At 67.2% G+C, this 14,532-nt stretch carries 11 protein-coding genes; 5 read left to right on the plus strand and 6 right to left on the minus strand.

Features of this window, described 5'->3' with window-relative positions; translation table 11 throughout:
* Window positions 1-17 precede the first annotated feature (17 nt).
* The 4 genes from BLJ79_RS06265 to BLJ79_RS06280 all read right to left on the minus strand — a co-directional run bounded on the left by BLJ79_RS06265 (window position 18) and on the right by BLJ79_RS06280 (window position 4,606).
* Window positions 18-1,655, minus strand: a complete 1,638-nt coding sequence (locus tag BLJ79_RS06265) for an FAD-binding oxidoreductase (protein ID WP_071213834.1) — start codon at window positions 1,653-1,655, stop codon at window positions 18-20.
* A 122-nt stretch (window positions 1,656-1,777) separates the two neighbouring features.
* The gene (locus BLJ79_RS06270) at window positions 1,778-2,815 is read right to left on the minus strand and encodes an AraC family transcriptional regulator (protein WP_083411041.1); all 1,038 of its coding nucleotides are present in this window, start codon (window positions 2,813-2,815) and stop codon (window positions 1,778-1,780) included.
* Between the two features lie 192 nt (window positions 2,816-3,007).
* Window positions 3,008-3,712: a PIG-L deacetylase family protein gene (locus BLJ79_RS06275; RefSeq protein WP_286135278.1), complete on the minus strand. Its 705-nt coding sequence runs from the start codon at window positions 3,710-3,712 to the stop codon at window positions 3,008-3,010.
* 144 nt (window positions 3,713-3,856) lie between these two features.
* Window positions 3,857-4,606 carry an IclR family transcriptional regulator gene (locus BLJ79_RS06280; protein ID WP_071213836.1) on the minus strand — a complete coding sequence of 250 codons (750 nt, stop codon included), beginning with the start codon at window positions 4,604-4,606 and terminating at the stop codon, window positions 3,857-3,859.
* Between the two features lie 303 nt (window positions 4,607-4,909).
* Here BLJ79_RS06280 and betT point away from each other — a divergent pair, with 303 nt between their 5' ends.
* The 5 genes from betT (at window position 4,910) to BLJ79_RS06305 (ending at window position 12,574) form a co-directional block, all read left to right on the plus strand.
* The gene (betT, locus tag BLJ79_RS06285) at window positions 4,910-7,168 is read left to right on the plus strand and encodes a choline BCCT transporter BetT (protein WP_071213837.1); all 2,259 of its coding nucleotides are present in this window, start codon (window positions 4,910-4,912) and stop codon (window positions 7,166-7,168) included.
* 338 nt (window positions 7,169-7,506) lie between these two features.
* On the plus strand, window positions 7,507-8,136 hold the full coding sequence (locus BLJ79_RS06290; protein WP_175475407.1) for a cyclodeaminase/cyclohydrolase family protein: 630 nt from the start codon (window positions 7,507-7,509) through the stop codon (window positions 8,134-8,136).
* Window positions 8,133-9,038, plus strand: coding sequence for a bifunctional 5,10-methylenetetrahydrofolate dehydrogenase/5,10-methenyltetrahydrofolate cyclohydrolase (locus BLJ79_RS06295; RefSeq protein ID WP_071213839.1), 906 nt, complete (start codon window positions 8,133-8,135; stop codon window positions 9,036-9,038). Before BLJ79_RS06290 ends, BLJ79_RS06295 begins: the two co-directional genes overlap by 4 nt.
* A gap of 25 nt (window positions 9,039-9,063) precedes the next feature.
* Window positions 9,064-9,984 carry a formyltetrahydrofolate deformylase gene (gene purU / locus BLJ79_RS06300; RefSeq protein ID WP_139194748.1) on the plus strand — a complete coding sequence of 307 codons (921 nt, stop codon included), beginning with the start codon at window positions 9,064-9,066 and terminating at the stop codon, window positions 9,982-9,984.
* Window positions 9,985-10,069: 85 nt separating this feature from the next.
* Window positions 10,070-12,574: a GcvT family protein gene (locus BLJ79_RS06305; protein WP_217641813.1), complete on the plus strand. Its 2,505-nt coding sequence runs from the start codon at window positions 10,070-10,072 to the stop codon at window positions 12,572-12,574.
* Between the two features lie 64 nt (window positions 12,575-12,638).
* On the opposite strand, the gene BLJ79_RS06310 is transcribed toward BLJ79_RS06305, so the two are convergent.
* Window positions 12,639-13,286: a GntR family transcriptional regulator gene (locus tag BLJ79_RS06310; protein ID WP_083411048.1), complete on the minus strand. Its 648-nt coding sequence runs from the start codon at window positions 13,284-13,286 to the stop codon at window positions 12,639-12,641.
* Window positions 13,287-13,539: 253 nt separating this feature from the next.
* Window positions 13,540-14,532, minus strand: a 993-nt coding sequence (locus BLJ79_RS06315; RefSeq protein WP_071213842.1) for an alcohol dehydrogenase catalytic domain-containing protein, incomplete at its 5' end; no start/stop codon positions are given.

A 14,532-nucleotide genomic window follows, 5' to 3' on the forward strand; every position in this document is an offset into this window, starting at 1 on the left:
TGGGGAACCGTGCCTTTCTAGGAATTGGGGGTGGAGTCTTCAAGGGCGGGAGCGTGGAGCAGCTCGAGGCCGCGGTCGCGGTATCGCGCACCCCAGATCCCGGACTTGCCCGGGGCCATGATCGAGTTGGGGTCCAATGCGTCCTTCACCCGCTCGTGGAAACGCAGCAGGGCGCCGTCGTTGTAGTCGAAGGTGGCCATGACTTGGTCCATGAGTGCCAGATGCGTACGGTATTCGCCATATCCGGCGTCAGCGGCTTCCTCCACGAGGATCCGGGCCATGGCCAAGGTGTTGTCGCGTTCCCGGGGAACGGCCGTGTTGTAGAGAAAGAGGCAGATGTGGTGCATTTCCCGCAGGCCGACGATGAATTGTGCCGCGTAGTCCTGCCCGAATTCATCGGCCCGCTTCTTCACCATGAGGGCCTGCCGCATCGCGTCTTTTCCGTCCGGCGCGGATACCGGGGAGAAGCTGGTGTGCCCACCGTTGGGCACCCAGTCCATCAGGTGCCGTTCCTCGATGGTCGGGATACCGCGGTTGATCTTGTGGCGGTCGTGCAGGACATGGCCGCCGCGGTCCTCGGGAGACTCCGGGCGGTCTTTGGTCGTGGCGAAGCGGGCGCCGGGAACCTGCAGGAAGGCTTCCTTGATCATGGCCAGGAACATTTCGATCTGCGGTGGGGGTCCGTACACCGAGGCGTAGAGATTCCAGTATCCGAGGTTCAGTTCCCGCTGCATGGTCTTGATCTCGTCGTCGGAGAGATGTCCGGGGCCAGCATGCCATTCGTCGCGGTGCGATACGGCCGCGGCATCCATGAAGATGTTGCGGAGCACCGGCACGTTTTGCAACGGTGCCATGCCGATGCGCAAGGGCAGCATGATGTCGATGACCTGTTCAAGGTCGGCTTCGTTCTCGAAGGTAATCAGGAATGTCTCGGAGGCCGGTGGCGCGGGCATCAAGGCAATGCCCAGTTTGGTGACAATGCCGTAGTTCGACTGGCTGAACAGGCCATCCGGGTACGGGCCGAAGCCGTAGGGGAACAGTTGCCAGGCATCCGAGCCCGACATGGCGCCCATGCCGGTGCGCAGCAGGTCGCCGTCCGGAAGTACGACTTCCAGGCCCGTCTGCCAGCTCCAGTGGTCCCCATACGGGGTGTATCCGACGCCGCGGTCAAGCGTGTTGCCCACGATCGATCCCCAGCCGAGATCGGGTACGTCGATCCAGAGGTTGTAGCCCTTTTCCTGGATGTGGTTGTAGAGGTCGAAGTAAGTGACACCGGGTTCGACCAAGGCAAACGCGTACTTCTCGTTGACCTCGATGATCTTGTTCATGCGCTCGCCGGTGTTCACTACCACGGTGCCGGAGAGCCGTGGTGCGGCACCGCCGTAGCCCAGGTTCTTGCCGGTGGATACCGGGGACAGCGGGACCTTGTACTTGTTGGCGATCCCGACAATCACCTGGACTTCTTCGGGTGTCGAGGGGGAGATCACCGCGCCGGGCAGGAATTCAAGGCCGTTGGTGGTCGGATACGGGTCGGCAAAGGCCTCGAGCTCCACGGGGCTTGAGAGGACCCACTGTGCGCCCAGGGCACCGCGGAACTCTTCGAGGGCCGCGTCGAAGTCGGCTTCGGAAACGTCGAGGGGGATGATTCGCGACATGATGGTCTCCTACATGGAATCTTGGGAATGTGATGCAGGTCATCATTCGACCCTTCCGGGGGGCCCGCAAGCGGGAGATGCGCGAAATGGATGGCCCCTCGGGTGCCGCGAGCCGAGCTTGCCTATTTCGCCAGTGTTTCCGAAGGGCTGCGGCCGTAGGTCTGCGCATAGTGGATAGCGAAGCGGCCGGCATGCATGAAGCCCCATTCGCGCGCTATGGCCGAAACGCGTTCGCCCGGGGAGGCCGCCTGCAGAGCTTCGTGTGCCTTGCGCAGTCGGATCTTGCGCACCATCGACATCGGGGTTGAGGCAAGGTGTTCCTGGAATCCCGTCTGCAGCGCACGGGGGCCGATGTGCACCGCTTCGGCGATCTTGTTCAGCGTCAGCGGCTGGTTGGCGTGTTCTTCGATGTATGCCACGGCCCTTCGTACGTATGCGGGGCCGGCGGCTGTGATGTCGCCGGTGAGTTCGGGGCTGTAGTTGTTGGGTGCGACAAGCAGCAAGCCCCGCACGACAGCTTGTGCGGCGGGGCGGGAGATGAGGGGGTTGTCCATGAGCGATTCCCCCGTGCGCAACCCGTGGGCCAGGAGGGCCAGGGCATCGAACCAGTCGCGGCCGTTCCGTGACGTGAGGTCCAGGTGGCCGTCAAAGGCCAGTGGCTTTTCCGGGGTCCTGCCCAACAGGGTTTCCAGTTCGAGTTCGATCACGTCTTCGGGGATCTTGAGTCCGAGCATCGTGGTCGGCTCCCCCCAGCCCTCGAGGCTGGTGGCGACATTCGGGCCGTGCACGGCTGCCGACCTCGGGGAAGTGAGTAGTTTCTGGTCGCCATAGGTCATCCTGAGTTGGCCCAAGGTCGGGAAATTTACTTGGTAGGCGTTCGAAAAGGCCTGACTGCTGATGTGGACGGGGGTGGCGTATTCCAGGAGGCCGACCGTCAGCCCGGAAGTATCCGTTGAGCGAAGCCGCATTTGGAAGTCCTTACCCCTGCCCAGCAGGCGCAGGGAGTGCGGGTGGAAGACGCCGCCACCGAGGTATCTGGCCTCGTCGACCTCCCGGCTCAGGACAAGGTTGGGCGGTTTCGTGGTGCGGGATGCGGCAGTGTCCTGCGCATTGCTTGCGGACTTTCCTGAAGCGGGGGGATCGTGAAGTACTTCAGCCATGGACCAATCGCCTCTCTCGTGGCGAGGGAGAAAACATATTATTGAAATTATCAATCAATTTGGCTGGGTAGTCAACGATCGATGGCGTTGAATGCCGCCGCCGCGAGCTGGGCTATAACGTCACCCTGAGCACCCGGGAGGTAGCCTGACTCACCCTATTTTCGTACCAGGCGTCCGCGGCGCCGCTGGAGGTCAATCCATCCTGATGGCCCGAACACCCAACGCATGGTCCCTCTCGGCCGCCTTGCCGGTCCGGCCCAGGATCGAGGAGACGAGTTCTTCGGGCGGCGGATGATCCGGCAGGGCGGCAAGGTAGGCTTTGTGCGCGCCGAGCGAGGCGACCGCGAGGTCCACCGACTGCTTGCCGACGGGTATGGCGTGGGTGTCTCGGGATTCGGTGACCAACAACAACGAGACGGCCCATGGTTCATTCCCCGCCTCTTCGCCGGTGGTGCGAAACAGCCATGGGTTGTCGGCGTCACGGATTGCGTCCACGACAGCAAGCCCCGCGACCCTGTGGTCCACGTGGTTGATCCCCCACAGGGTTTCCAGGTCCCAGGTCATGGTCACGACCACATCGGGTTTGAAGCGGCGGATGTGGCGGGCTATTCGCTCCCTCAGCGCAAGCCCGGGTTCCAGCAGCCCATCGGGAAAATCCAGGATAGTCAGATCGGCAACCCCCACGATTTCGCAAGCGCGCCTTTGCTCTTCGGCGCGCAGGGGACCCGCGACGGCCGGGGCCAGATTCCGTATCCCTGATTCGCCCGAGGTCAGCACGAGATAGCCCACCTCGATGCCCCTGGAAGTCCACTCGGCCACGACGGCCGAGGCTCCGTATTCCATGTCGTCGGGGTGCGCCACGACGCAAAGCACGCGTTCGATGGCTGAATCGTCCAAAATCGGAAGCGGTCCAACCGGTTCGAGAGTTACCGGAACCGCGGAATCATTGCCCATTCCTTGAGTGTAGGGGCTTGGCGCATCGCGCGGGCGATCGTCATGGCATGGCCTCCGTTCGGTGTTCAGTCGGTCATGATGGGTCAGTCACCCGTCCACACCCGGACCCAAGGCCCGGGCGATGCCTCTGGTCGCGGTTTGCAGGGCCATGACCGCGGCCGGCAAAAGGTCCGAACCGCGCGGGAGCACCACGGCCAGCACGGCCAGCGCATGGCCGCGGGCATCGAGGACAGGTGCGGCGGCCCCGGTGGACTCCGGGTCGATGAACCCATCGAAGGTGGCGTAGCCGATCCGCCGGATTTCGGCCAGCTCGTGGCGCAGCTTCGGGTGCCTGGCCAGCATGGCGTCCCCGTGCCGCTCAAGGTAGCCCTCCAGCACGTTGGCGGGGGAGTAGGCCAGCAGCGCCATGCCCATGGACGTGAGGTGGACCGGCATGCGGCCTGCCACGTTGGCCTGGTTGACCACGGATCCGGGGCGCGAGAGCCGCTCGATGACCAGCACATCGTCCTCGTGCAGCACCGCCAGCTGGGTGTTCTGCCCGACCAGCTGGTTGATGTCCTCCATGAAGGGAAGCGCCGCCTGGCGCAGGCCCAGGGTCGAGGCGCTGCGGTTGGCCAGTTCCCACAAGCGCAGGCCCAAGCGCACCTGGCCGTCGTTGTCGCGCGCCAGCAGGCCGTGGGAGACCAACTCATCGAGCAGCCGGTAGGTGGTGGCCCGGGGAACGTCTGCGCGCCGCGACAGCGCATTGACCGTCAAGGTGGGGTTTTGCGCGTCAAAGGCATCAAGGATCCGCACCAGGCGGTCCAACATCGAGTCCCCGCTCGGTGAATTGGCCATGACACCACCTTAGAGCAGGTGGCCGTTCCCCCTGTGCCCCGGAATCGAGGGTGCTCCGGGTGGAAGTCGCGCGGCCGAGCAGGCCGACCTGCCGCGCGTGCCGCGCACGGGCCACGAACGTCCGGTGATAAAAGTAACTCCGGCAAATTCCCTTGAACTCCGTCAAGTGGGCCTAACATGAGGAAGCAAAGACAACCAGGTGCACCGGCCCATCCGACCAGCCCTTAGGGGTTTGACAAGCGGTTCTTGACTTCATGGACGGCCCTCCGGCATCCCTGGTCCACAAGACATAAGGAGAACCACATGGCCGGGCCAGAGGACATGCAGGGCACCGGGCCGGAGCGCCCCCAGCCCATGGTGGAGCGAAGCCGCTTCGGCGTCAGCGAGCGGCGCAAGGACCCGGCGGCCGAGGAAAACCGTGCCCCGATCACCAGCACCGAGCTGAGCAAGGGCCCGTCCGAACTCATCGAGTATGCCGGCCCCAAGGTCAACTGGCGCGTCTTCATCATCTCGGCCGTCATCATCCTGGCCTTCTCCCTCTGGGCCATCATCGTCCCGGACAACGCCGCGGCCGCCATGGCCGCGGCCGTCGCCTGGATCTCGACCAACCTCGGCTGGTTCTACGTCGTGACGGTGACCCTGGTGGTGCTCTTTGTCCTCTGGGTCGCCTTCTCCAAGGAAGGCAGCGTGCGCCTGGGCCCTGACCATTCGCGCCCGCAGTACAACCTCTTCACCTGGGTCGCGATGCTCTTCGCCGCCGGGGTCGGCATCGACATGCTCTTCTACTCGGTGACCGGACCGATCACCCAATACATCACCCCGCCCTCGGCCGACCCCCAGTCCGCAGCGGCCGCGCAGGACGCGGTGGTGTGGACGATGTTCCACTACGGCATCGCCGGCTGGTCCATGTATGCGCTGCTGGGCATGGCCATGGGCTACTTCGCCTACCGCTGGGGCATGCCGCTGTCGATCCGCGCGGCGCTCTATCCGCTGCTCGGCAAGCGGGTGCGCGGGGCGACGGGAGACGTCATCGACATCTTCGCCCTGGTTGGCACGGTGTTCGGCGTGGCCACCTCGATGGGCATCGGCGTGGTGCTGCTGAATGTCGGGATCTCCTGGCTCTTCGGCATCCCCGAGGGGCTGGCCCTGCAGATCGCCCTGGTGCTGGTGGCGGTCATCATGACCATCGCCGCCTGCACCTCCGGGGTGGACAAGGGCATCCGGCTGGTCTCCGAGCTGAATCTCTGGTCGGCCGCGGCCATGATGCTCTACATCCTGATCACCGGCAAGACCTCCTTCCTGCTCACCGCGCTGGTGGAAAACATCGGGCGCTTCATTTTCACGCTGCCCGAGCGCACGCTGCAGACCTTTGCCTACGAGGAAGACGGTTCGGCCTGGATGGCCGGCTGGACCCTGTTCTTCTGGGCCTTCTGGCTGGCCTGGGGCCCGTTCGTCGGGATGTTCCTGGCGCGCATCTCGCGCGGGCGGACGCTGCGCGAGTTCGTCATTGCCGCGATCACCGCCCCGGTGCTCTGCGACTTCCTCATCGTCTCGATCTTCGGCAACAGCGCGATGAACGAGGTGCTGGGCGGGAACACCGAATTTGCCGAGCTCGCCATCAGAAGCCCCGAGCACGGCTGGTACGCGTTGCTGGAGATGTTCCCCGGCGCCCCGTTCCTCATTGGCCTGGCCACGCTCTCGGGACTGCTCTTCTACCTGACCAGCGCCAACTCCGGCGCCATGGTCATGTCCAACTTCTCCTCCTCCATCCCGGATCCCTCGCAGGACGGCGCCAAGTGGCTGCGCATCTTCTGGGCACTACTCACCGCGGTGCTCACCGTGGCGATGCTGGTGGCCGGCGGGGTGACCACCATGGAGCACGCGACGCTGATCTTCGCGCTGCCGGTGACGATCATCGCCTACCTGGTCATGGCCTCCTTCTCCAAGGTCCTGCGGATGGAGCGGGCCGAACGCGAAGGCACCGTGATGCGCCGCCGCTCGGTGGCCGCGCACGGCGGCAACGCACCGGAAAAGACCTGGCGCCAGCGGATGGCGCAGCTGCGCGCCTACCCGTCGAACAAGGCCGTGGCCCAATACGTGGAGCGGACCATCCACCCGGCGCTGGAGGAAGTGGCCGGAGAATTCAACGAGCTGGGCTACCAGGCCGAGCTGACCACCGCGCCGAACGAAGATACGGGGATTTCCGAGCACACGCTGCTGGTCCACATGCACGACCACCGCAACTTCCACTACCAGGTGGCGGCGGTCGAGGCCCCGGTTCCGGCGTTCGGTGCCCGCACCGTCTCCCGCGAGGTCGACGTGTACTACCGGCTGGAAGTCTTCACGCAGACCGGCACCGAGGGCTACGACCTGATGGGCCTTGACAAGTCGCAGGTCATCAACGACGTGCTGGACCGCTACGAGGCGCACCTGGCCTTCCTGCAGTACTCCTCCGAGCACGACTACGCCTCGCTGCTCACCCCGCCGCGCCCGGCCACCGGCATGGTCCCGCAGGTGGAGCAGCCGGAACCCGACGAGGACGAGGGCAAGGGCCGGGAATAACGGAAGCACCAACCGGAACCCGTGGAAGCGCGGGCCCCGGGGCAGGATCCGGACGGTGGGCCAGGCATTCGCGCGCAGGTAGCGCGAGGGATCTTGGCCCACCGTCTTTTTGCCGTGTTTGGAGCCGGCCCAGGCCGGGGATCCGGGCGTCGTTCCTTCCGGCGAGGCCCGGCTCCGCGGGTGAAGGGGACCCGGTTCCTGCCCCGCCGGTCCACCCGTAAATTCACGTTTCCCCCAAACCATTGACACGTGTGGTCCAGCTCACCTAGGGTCTGTTATATATCAGTTGTATGCCTGAACGGGCGAGGCCAGGGCGACACCGGCAAAAAGGGGTTCTGTTGATCGATATACGTGACGAGTCGGTGGGTGGATTGATCCGGGACATCGGGAAGCGGATCGCTTCGCCCGGCGGCGGGACCGTGGCGGGGCTGCAGGCGGCACTCGGCGCCAGCCTGCTGCGCATGGTGGCGAACTATTCGCAGGGCCCGAAGTTCGAGCACGTCTCGACCGCGGTGGCCGCCATCCTGGCCGAACTTGAGGTCCTGGAGGCACGCTCGCTGGACGCCGCCAACGAGGACGCCCGCGCGTTCGACGCCGTCGGCCGGGCCTACGCGGCCAAGCCCGGGGTGGGCATGGACCTCGCGGAACGCCGGGAAGCCATCGGCCGGGCCCTGGACGCCGCCGCGGACGCACCGGCCAAACTCATCGTGGTCTGCGGGGAGCTGGTGGCCCTCGCCGAGGAACTGGCCCCGATCGGCAACAGCAGCGTCATCGCGGACGTTGCCGCCGCCGCCGCGTCCATCCGCGCCGCGGTCTCCACGTCGGTCGTGAACCTGGAGGCAAACCTGCCCTCGGTCAAGGATCCGGCCAGGCTGCGCAACTTCGAGCGGATCCTCCAAAACGTATCCCGGGTGCGCAACCGTGCCGATGCCCTGGTCGAGTCGGTCCGAAACCCGGTGGCGGCATGAGCGTCCGGATCCTCGACGGCCGGGCCGTGGCGGCGGGCCTCACCGAACGCTCCATCGAGCGCGTTGGCGAACTGGCCCGGACCGGTGGGCAGCGCGGCCTGCACATCGTCACAGCAACGACGGATCCCTCCAGCGAATCCTATGTCCGTGCCCTCACTGGGTATGGCACCCGCATCGGCGTCCGGGTCACCGTGGAGCGGCTTGGCGAAGGCGCCCCGGCCGAAACCATCCGCCGCGCGCTGGCCGGCGCAAGTGCGGATCCATCGGTCCACGGCGTCATGCTGCAGACGCCGCTGCCCGCCGGGGTGTCCCTGCAGCAGGTCGCCACGGCCATCGCCGTGGACAAGGACGTTGACGGGGCCAACCCGCTGTCGCTGGCCACCTGGATGTCGGGCGGCGCCGGGTTCGCCCCGGCGACGGCCGCTGCAGTCATCGAATTGCTCGACCACCACGGTGTCGAACTCGCAGGTGCCCGCGTGACGGTGGTGGGCAGGTCCCCGGTGGTGGGCAAGCCCCTGCTGCACCTGTTCCTGAACCGCGATGCCACCGTCACGGTGGCGCACTCCAAGACCAGGGACCTGGCCGCGGCGACCCTAGGGGCCTCGATCCTTGTCGCCGCGGCGGGCAGTCCCGGCCTGGTCACCGGCGAGCACGTGGGCGACGGCGCCGTGGTGGTCGATGTCGGCACCAACTACGACGCTGCCGGCCGCCTGTCCGGGGATGTCGACGCCAGGTCCGTCGCACCCCGGGCCGCTGCGCTCAGCCCGGTCCCCGGAGGCGTCGGGGCGATCACCACCGCATTGCTGTTCCACAACACCATCACCGGGCTCGCCGCCCGCCGGCCCACCAAACCAGCCGCCCCATCCACCACCGAACCGGCGCCGGTGCCGGTTCCCCACTGATTCGATAAGCCAAGGAGCACCAGCCATGACCTATTTGCCTTCCACCATCGCTTCGGGAACCACGAGCCTGCTCACGCCCCGCGAGAACACGCCAGCCACGGACCACGCGGTCCTCACGCTCTCCTGCCCGCAACGCAGCGGCATCGTCCACTCGGTGTCCAGGTTCCTCTTCGAGCGGGGCTTCGACATCGTCGAGCACCAGCAGTTCGACGACCCGGCCGCGCAGCGCCTCTACCTGCGCACCGCCTTCGTGCAGCGCGAGAAGGCGCTGAGCGCCAGCGACCTCGCCAGCGACTTCGCCCAGGTGGCCAACGAATTCTCCATGGACTTCAACTTCCACGACGGGACCAAGCCCAGGGTGCTGGTCATGGTCTCAAAGATGGGCCACTGCCTCAACGACCTGATCTTCCGCTGGACGACCGGAACCCTGGCCGCCGACCTGGTCGCGGTGGTGTCCAACCACGAGACCCTGCGCCCCATGGCCGAGGCCGCCGGGCTTCCGTTCATCCACATTCCGCTGACCGCCGACACCAAGCCGGAGGCCGAGGCACGGCTGCTCGAGGCCGTCAGCGACTTCGAAGCGGACCTTGTGGTCCTGGCCAGGTACATGCAGATCCTCTCCCCGGAACTCAGCACGCGGCTCGCCGGGAAAGCCATCAACATCCACCACTCGTTCCTGCCGGGCTTCAAGGGGGCCCGTCCCTACCACCAAGCCCACAAGCGCGGGGTCAAGCAGATCGGCGCCACCGCGCACTACGTCACCGACGACCTGGACGAGGGGCCGATCATCGAGCAAGAGGTCATCCGGGTCGACCACCGGCTCAGCCCCCAGGAGCTGGCGACGGTGGGCCGGGACAACGAGGCCCTGGCCCTGTCCAAGGCCGTGCGGCTGCACGTCGAAAACCGGGTCATGGTCGACGGACTGCGCACCATCACCTTCACCTAGCCCGGCGCCCGATCCGGGCACCACACCCCCCACATACCTGCGGTCCGCCTGCACGGCACCAGCACCCACACCCCCAAGGAGAGCCATCATGAAGCCACCACGCGTCGTCATCATCGGAGCCGGAATCGTCGGGGCCAACCTGGCCGACGAACTCACCCAGCGCGGCTGGACCGATATCACCGTCCTGGACAAGGGCCCCATCCCGCTCACGGGCGGCTCCACCTCGCACGCCCCCGGGCTGGTCTTCCAGACCAACGCGTCCAAGACCATGACCGAATTCGCCGCCTACACCGGGGCGAAGCTCGCCTCACTGGTGCGCGACGGCGAAAGCGCCTTCAACCGGGTCGGCGGGCTGGAGGTGGCCACCACCGCGGCCCGCATGGAGGAGCTCAAGCGCCGCCAGGGCTGGGCCACCTCCTGGGGCCTGGAGGCCCGGATGGTGGACTCCGCGGAGGCCAAGGCGCTGCACCCGCTCATCGACGAAAACCAGGTGCTCGGCGCCCTGCACATCCCCAGCGACGGGCTGGCCTCCTCGGTGCTCGCCGTCCAACTGCTGCGGGAGCGCGCCGAGTCCCGCGGTGCGGTGTTCATCGGCTCGGCCCCGGTCACCGGCGTCGAACGCCACGCTGGACGAGTCACCGGGGTGCGCAGCGGCGACACCGTGTTCCCCGCCGACATCGTGGTCTCCGCCGCGGGGTTCTGGGGCCCGGCCGTGGGGGACCTGATCGGGATGAAGGTGCCGCTGGTGCCGCTGGCCCACCAGTACATCACCACCTCGCCGCTGGCCCCGCTGCGCGGATCGGCGGCCGCGGGCCGCACCGTGCGCGGCACCGGGAACAGCGCCGACCTGCCGATCCTGCGCCACCAGGACGAGGATCTGTACTTCAGGGAGCACGGCGACCGCCTGGGCATCGGTTCCTACGCCCACCGCGCGATTCCCGTGGGCTACGACGAAATGCCGAACACCGGGGAGATCACCGAGCACAACATGCCCTCGCGCATGCCGTTCACCTCCGAGGACTTCGAGGTCCCCTGGAAGAACTGCCAGCTGCTGCTCCCCTCCCTGCACGGAGCCACCTTCGAGGACGCCTTCAACGGGATCTTCTCCTTCACCCCCGACGGCGGATCGCTGGTCGGCGAATCGCGCGACCTGCGCGGCTTCTTCATCGCCGAGGCCGTCTGGGTGACGCACTCCGCGGGCGTGGCCAAGGCCGTGGCCGAGCTGCTGGTCAACGGGCGCTCGGAAACCGACCTGCGGGAACTGGACGTCGCCCGCTTCGAGGAGGTCCAGCTGCAGCCCGACTACGTGCTGGAGACCTCGCAGCACAACTTCGACGAGATCTACGACATCCGCCACCCGCTCGAGCCGCGCACCTCCCCGCGCAACGTGCGCGTCTCGCCCTTCCACCGGCGCCAGGTCGAGCTCGGCGCCTTCTTCCTGGAAACCGCCGGCTGGGAGCGCCCGCACTGGTACGAGGCCAACGCGGGCCTCGTCGCCGCGCTGCCCGAGGCCTGGCAGCCTCCGGAGCGCGACGCCTGGAGCGCGAAGTTCGAATCCCCGATCTCCGCGGCCGAGGCCCATGCCACCCGCACCAACGTCGCGATGTACGACATGACCGCACTCAAGCGGCTCGAGGTCTCGGGCCCCGGGGCCCTTCCGCTGCTGCAGAAGCTGACCACCAGCGGGCTGGACAAGTCCATCGGCTCGGTGACCTACACGTTGATGCTCGACGAGGCCGGCGGGGTGAAGAGCGATTTGACCGTGGCGCGCATCGAGGAAGAACTGTTCCAGCTCGGCGCCAACGGCGGGCTGGACCTGGACTACCTCCTGAAGCACGCCGCGGACCAGAGTGCGGCCGACCCCGCGCTGTGGGCCCAGGTGCGCGACACCACCGGGGAAACCTGCTGCATCGGAGTCTGGGGCCCGCGGGCCCGGGACCTGGTGGCGCAGCTGACCGCCCAGGACCTGACCAACGACGGGCTGAAGTACTTCCGCGCGGCCAGCACTTCCATCGGCGGGATCCCGGTGAGATTGATGCGCCTGTCCTACGTCGGGGAGCTCGGCTGGGAGATCTACACGACGGCCGACTTCGGCCTGCGGCTGTGGGACATCCTCTGGGAAGCCGGCCAGGACCTCGGCGTCATCGCGGCCGGACGCGGCGCCTTCAACAGCCTGCGGCTGGAGAAGGGCTACCGCTCCTGGGGCGGGGACATGGACACCGAACACGATCCGTTCTCCGCCGGGCTGGGCTTCGCCGTGCGGGCCGCCAAGGAGGGGTACATCGGGAAGGAAGCGGCGGAGAAGCGCCGCAACGAGCCCGCCGCCAAGCGCCTGCGCTGCCTGACCGTCGATGACGGAACCTCGATGGTGCTGGGCAAGGAGCCGGTCTTCGTGGACGGCACCAACGTCGGCTACGTCACCAGCGCCGCCTTCGGGCACACGGTCCACAAGCCGGTGGCCTACGCCTGGCTTCCGGCGCAGATGGAGGAGGGCGAGCAGGTGGAAATCAGCTACTTCGGGAAGATGATCTCCGCAAGCATCGTTGCCGAGCCGCTGGTCGACCCGGGAATGGTGGCGATCCGCGCCTGAGTCCGCGGGCCGCGTACCGAGAAGGCCGCCGGGCGGGTCCCCGGCGGCCTTCTTTTGTGCCCGGCTACAGGGCCTCGCGCACGCGGTTCTCGAAGTGGGTGATGTGCTCCTCGGCCAGGCGTGCGGCCAGCTCCGGGTCCCCGTCGATGATGGCGCGCAGCAGCGCGGTGTGCTCGTTGACGTGGCCTTGGATGGGCTCGAGCCCGGAGAGCACGAAGTTCCACATGCGCTGGGAGAGATGGAAGTACTGGATGAGCGTGGTTTCCACGTAGCTGTTGCGCATCACCGCGTACACGGCGCGGTGGATGTGCGCGTCCAGGTCCACCGAGGCGCGGTTCGAGGCGAAGGAGCGGGCCTCGATGTCCTCCAGGCAGGCCCGAAGCATGTCGCGGTCCTCCTCGGTGGCCTGCTCGGCCGCCCGCCGGGCGGCGAAGGCCTCCAGGACCCGGCGCGCGTCGGAGATGTCCTTGAGGTCGCGGATGTTGACGTCGGCGATGATGGTCCCGCGGCGCGGGAAGACCTTGAGCATCCGGTCCGTTTCCAGGCGCTTGACCGCCTCGCGCATCGGGGTCCGGCCGACGGACAGGTCGCGCATCAGCGCGTCCTCGTCGAGGGCGCTTCCGGGCGGCAGCCGCATGTCGATGATGCGCTCGCGCAATTCCAGGTAGGCGTGTTCCGCCTGCGTCCTACCCGCCGGGACGGTGTTTGCCACGGTGCCTGGCCCCTTCGTCGATGATGCGATCCGGATGGTCATCCGTTCCTAGGTATATCAGAGAGTACGGCACGCGGGCGCCGGGCCCGGCCCTGGCGGAAGCGGGGCCCGGCGCCCGGGCGGTTCCGCCGGTTGGCAAGGACTTCATTAAAAGGCGACACGGTCGTTGCGGCTCCCCAGCGCTCTGGGTGCTGCAACGACCGTGTCGCCTGCCTGCAGGTGGAACCGCGGCATCCCGGTCCGATGTCCCGGTTTAGTTGGAGAGGTAGCCGTTGGGGTCCAGGACGTACTTGGTGGCCGCGCCGGCGTCGAACTCGGCGTAGCCGCGCGGGGCGTCGGACAGGGGGATCGCCTGGGCGTTGACGGCCTTGGCGATGTGGATGCGATCGTGCAGGATCGCCATCATCAACTGKCGGTTGTACTTCATCACCGGGCACTGGCCGGTGGCGAAGGACAGGGACTTGGCCCAGCCGGTGCCCAGGGACAGCGACAGGCTGCCCTTCTGGGCGGCCTCGTCCACGGCGCCGGGGTCSCCGGTGACGTAGAGGCCGGGGATGCCCAGGGAGCCGCCGGCCCGGGTGAGGTCCATCAGGGAGTTCAGCACGGTGGCCGGGGCCTCCTGGGCGTGGGTGCCGTGGCCGTGGCCGCGGGCCTCGAAGCCGACGGCGTCGATGCCGCAGTCGACCTCGCGCACGCCGAGGATTTGCTCGATCTGGTCGGCCGGGTCCCCGGCGCCGACGTTGATCGCCTCGCAGCCGAAGGAGCGGGCCTGGGCGAGGCGGTCCTCGTTCAGGTCCCCGACGATGACCACCGCGGCGCCCAGCAGCTGGGCGGAGGCGGCGGCGGCGAGCCCGACGGGTCCGGCGCCGGCGACGTAGACGGTGGAGCCGACGGTGACCCCGGCGGTGACCGCGCCGTGGAAGCCGGTGGGCAGGATGTCSGAGAGCATGGTCAGGTCCATGATCTTTTCCAGGGCCTGGTCGCGGTCGGGGAACTTGAGCAGGTTCCAGTCGGCGTAGGGGACCAGGACGTATTCGGCCTGGCCGCCGACCCAGCCGCCCATGTCGACGTAGCCGTAGGCGCTTCCGGGGCGGTCGGGGTTCACGTTCAGGCAGATGCCGGTCTTGGCTTCCTTGCAGTTGCGGCAGCGGCCGCAGGAGATGTTGAAGGGGACCGAGACGATGTCCCCGACCTTGAGGAATTCGACGTCGGGTCCGGTTTCGATGACCTCGCCGGTGATTTCGTG

Origin of the sequence: Arthrobacter sp. UCD-GKA (genome assembly GCF_001863355.1) — a bacterium.
Taxonomy (GTDB): domain Bacteria; phylum Actinomycetota; class Actinomycetes; order Actinomycetales; family Micrococcaceae; genus Paeniglutamicibacter.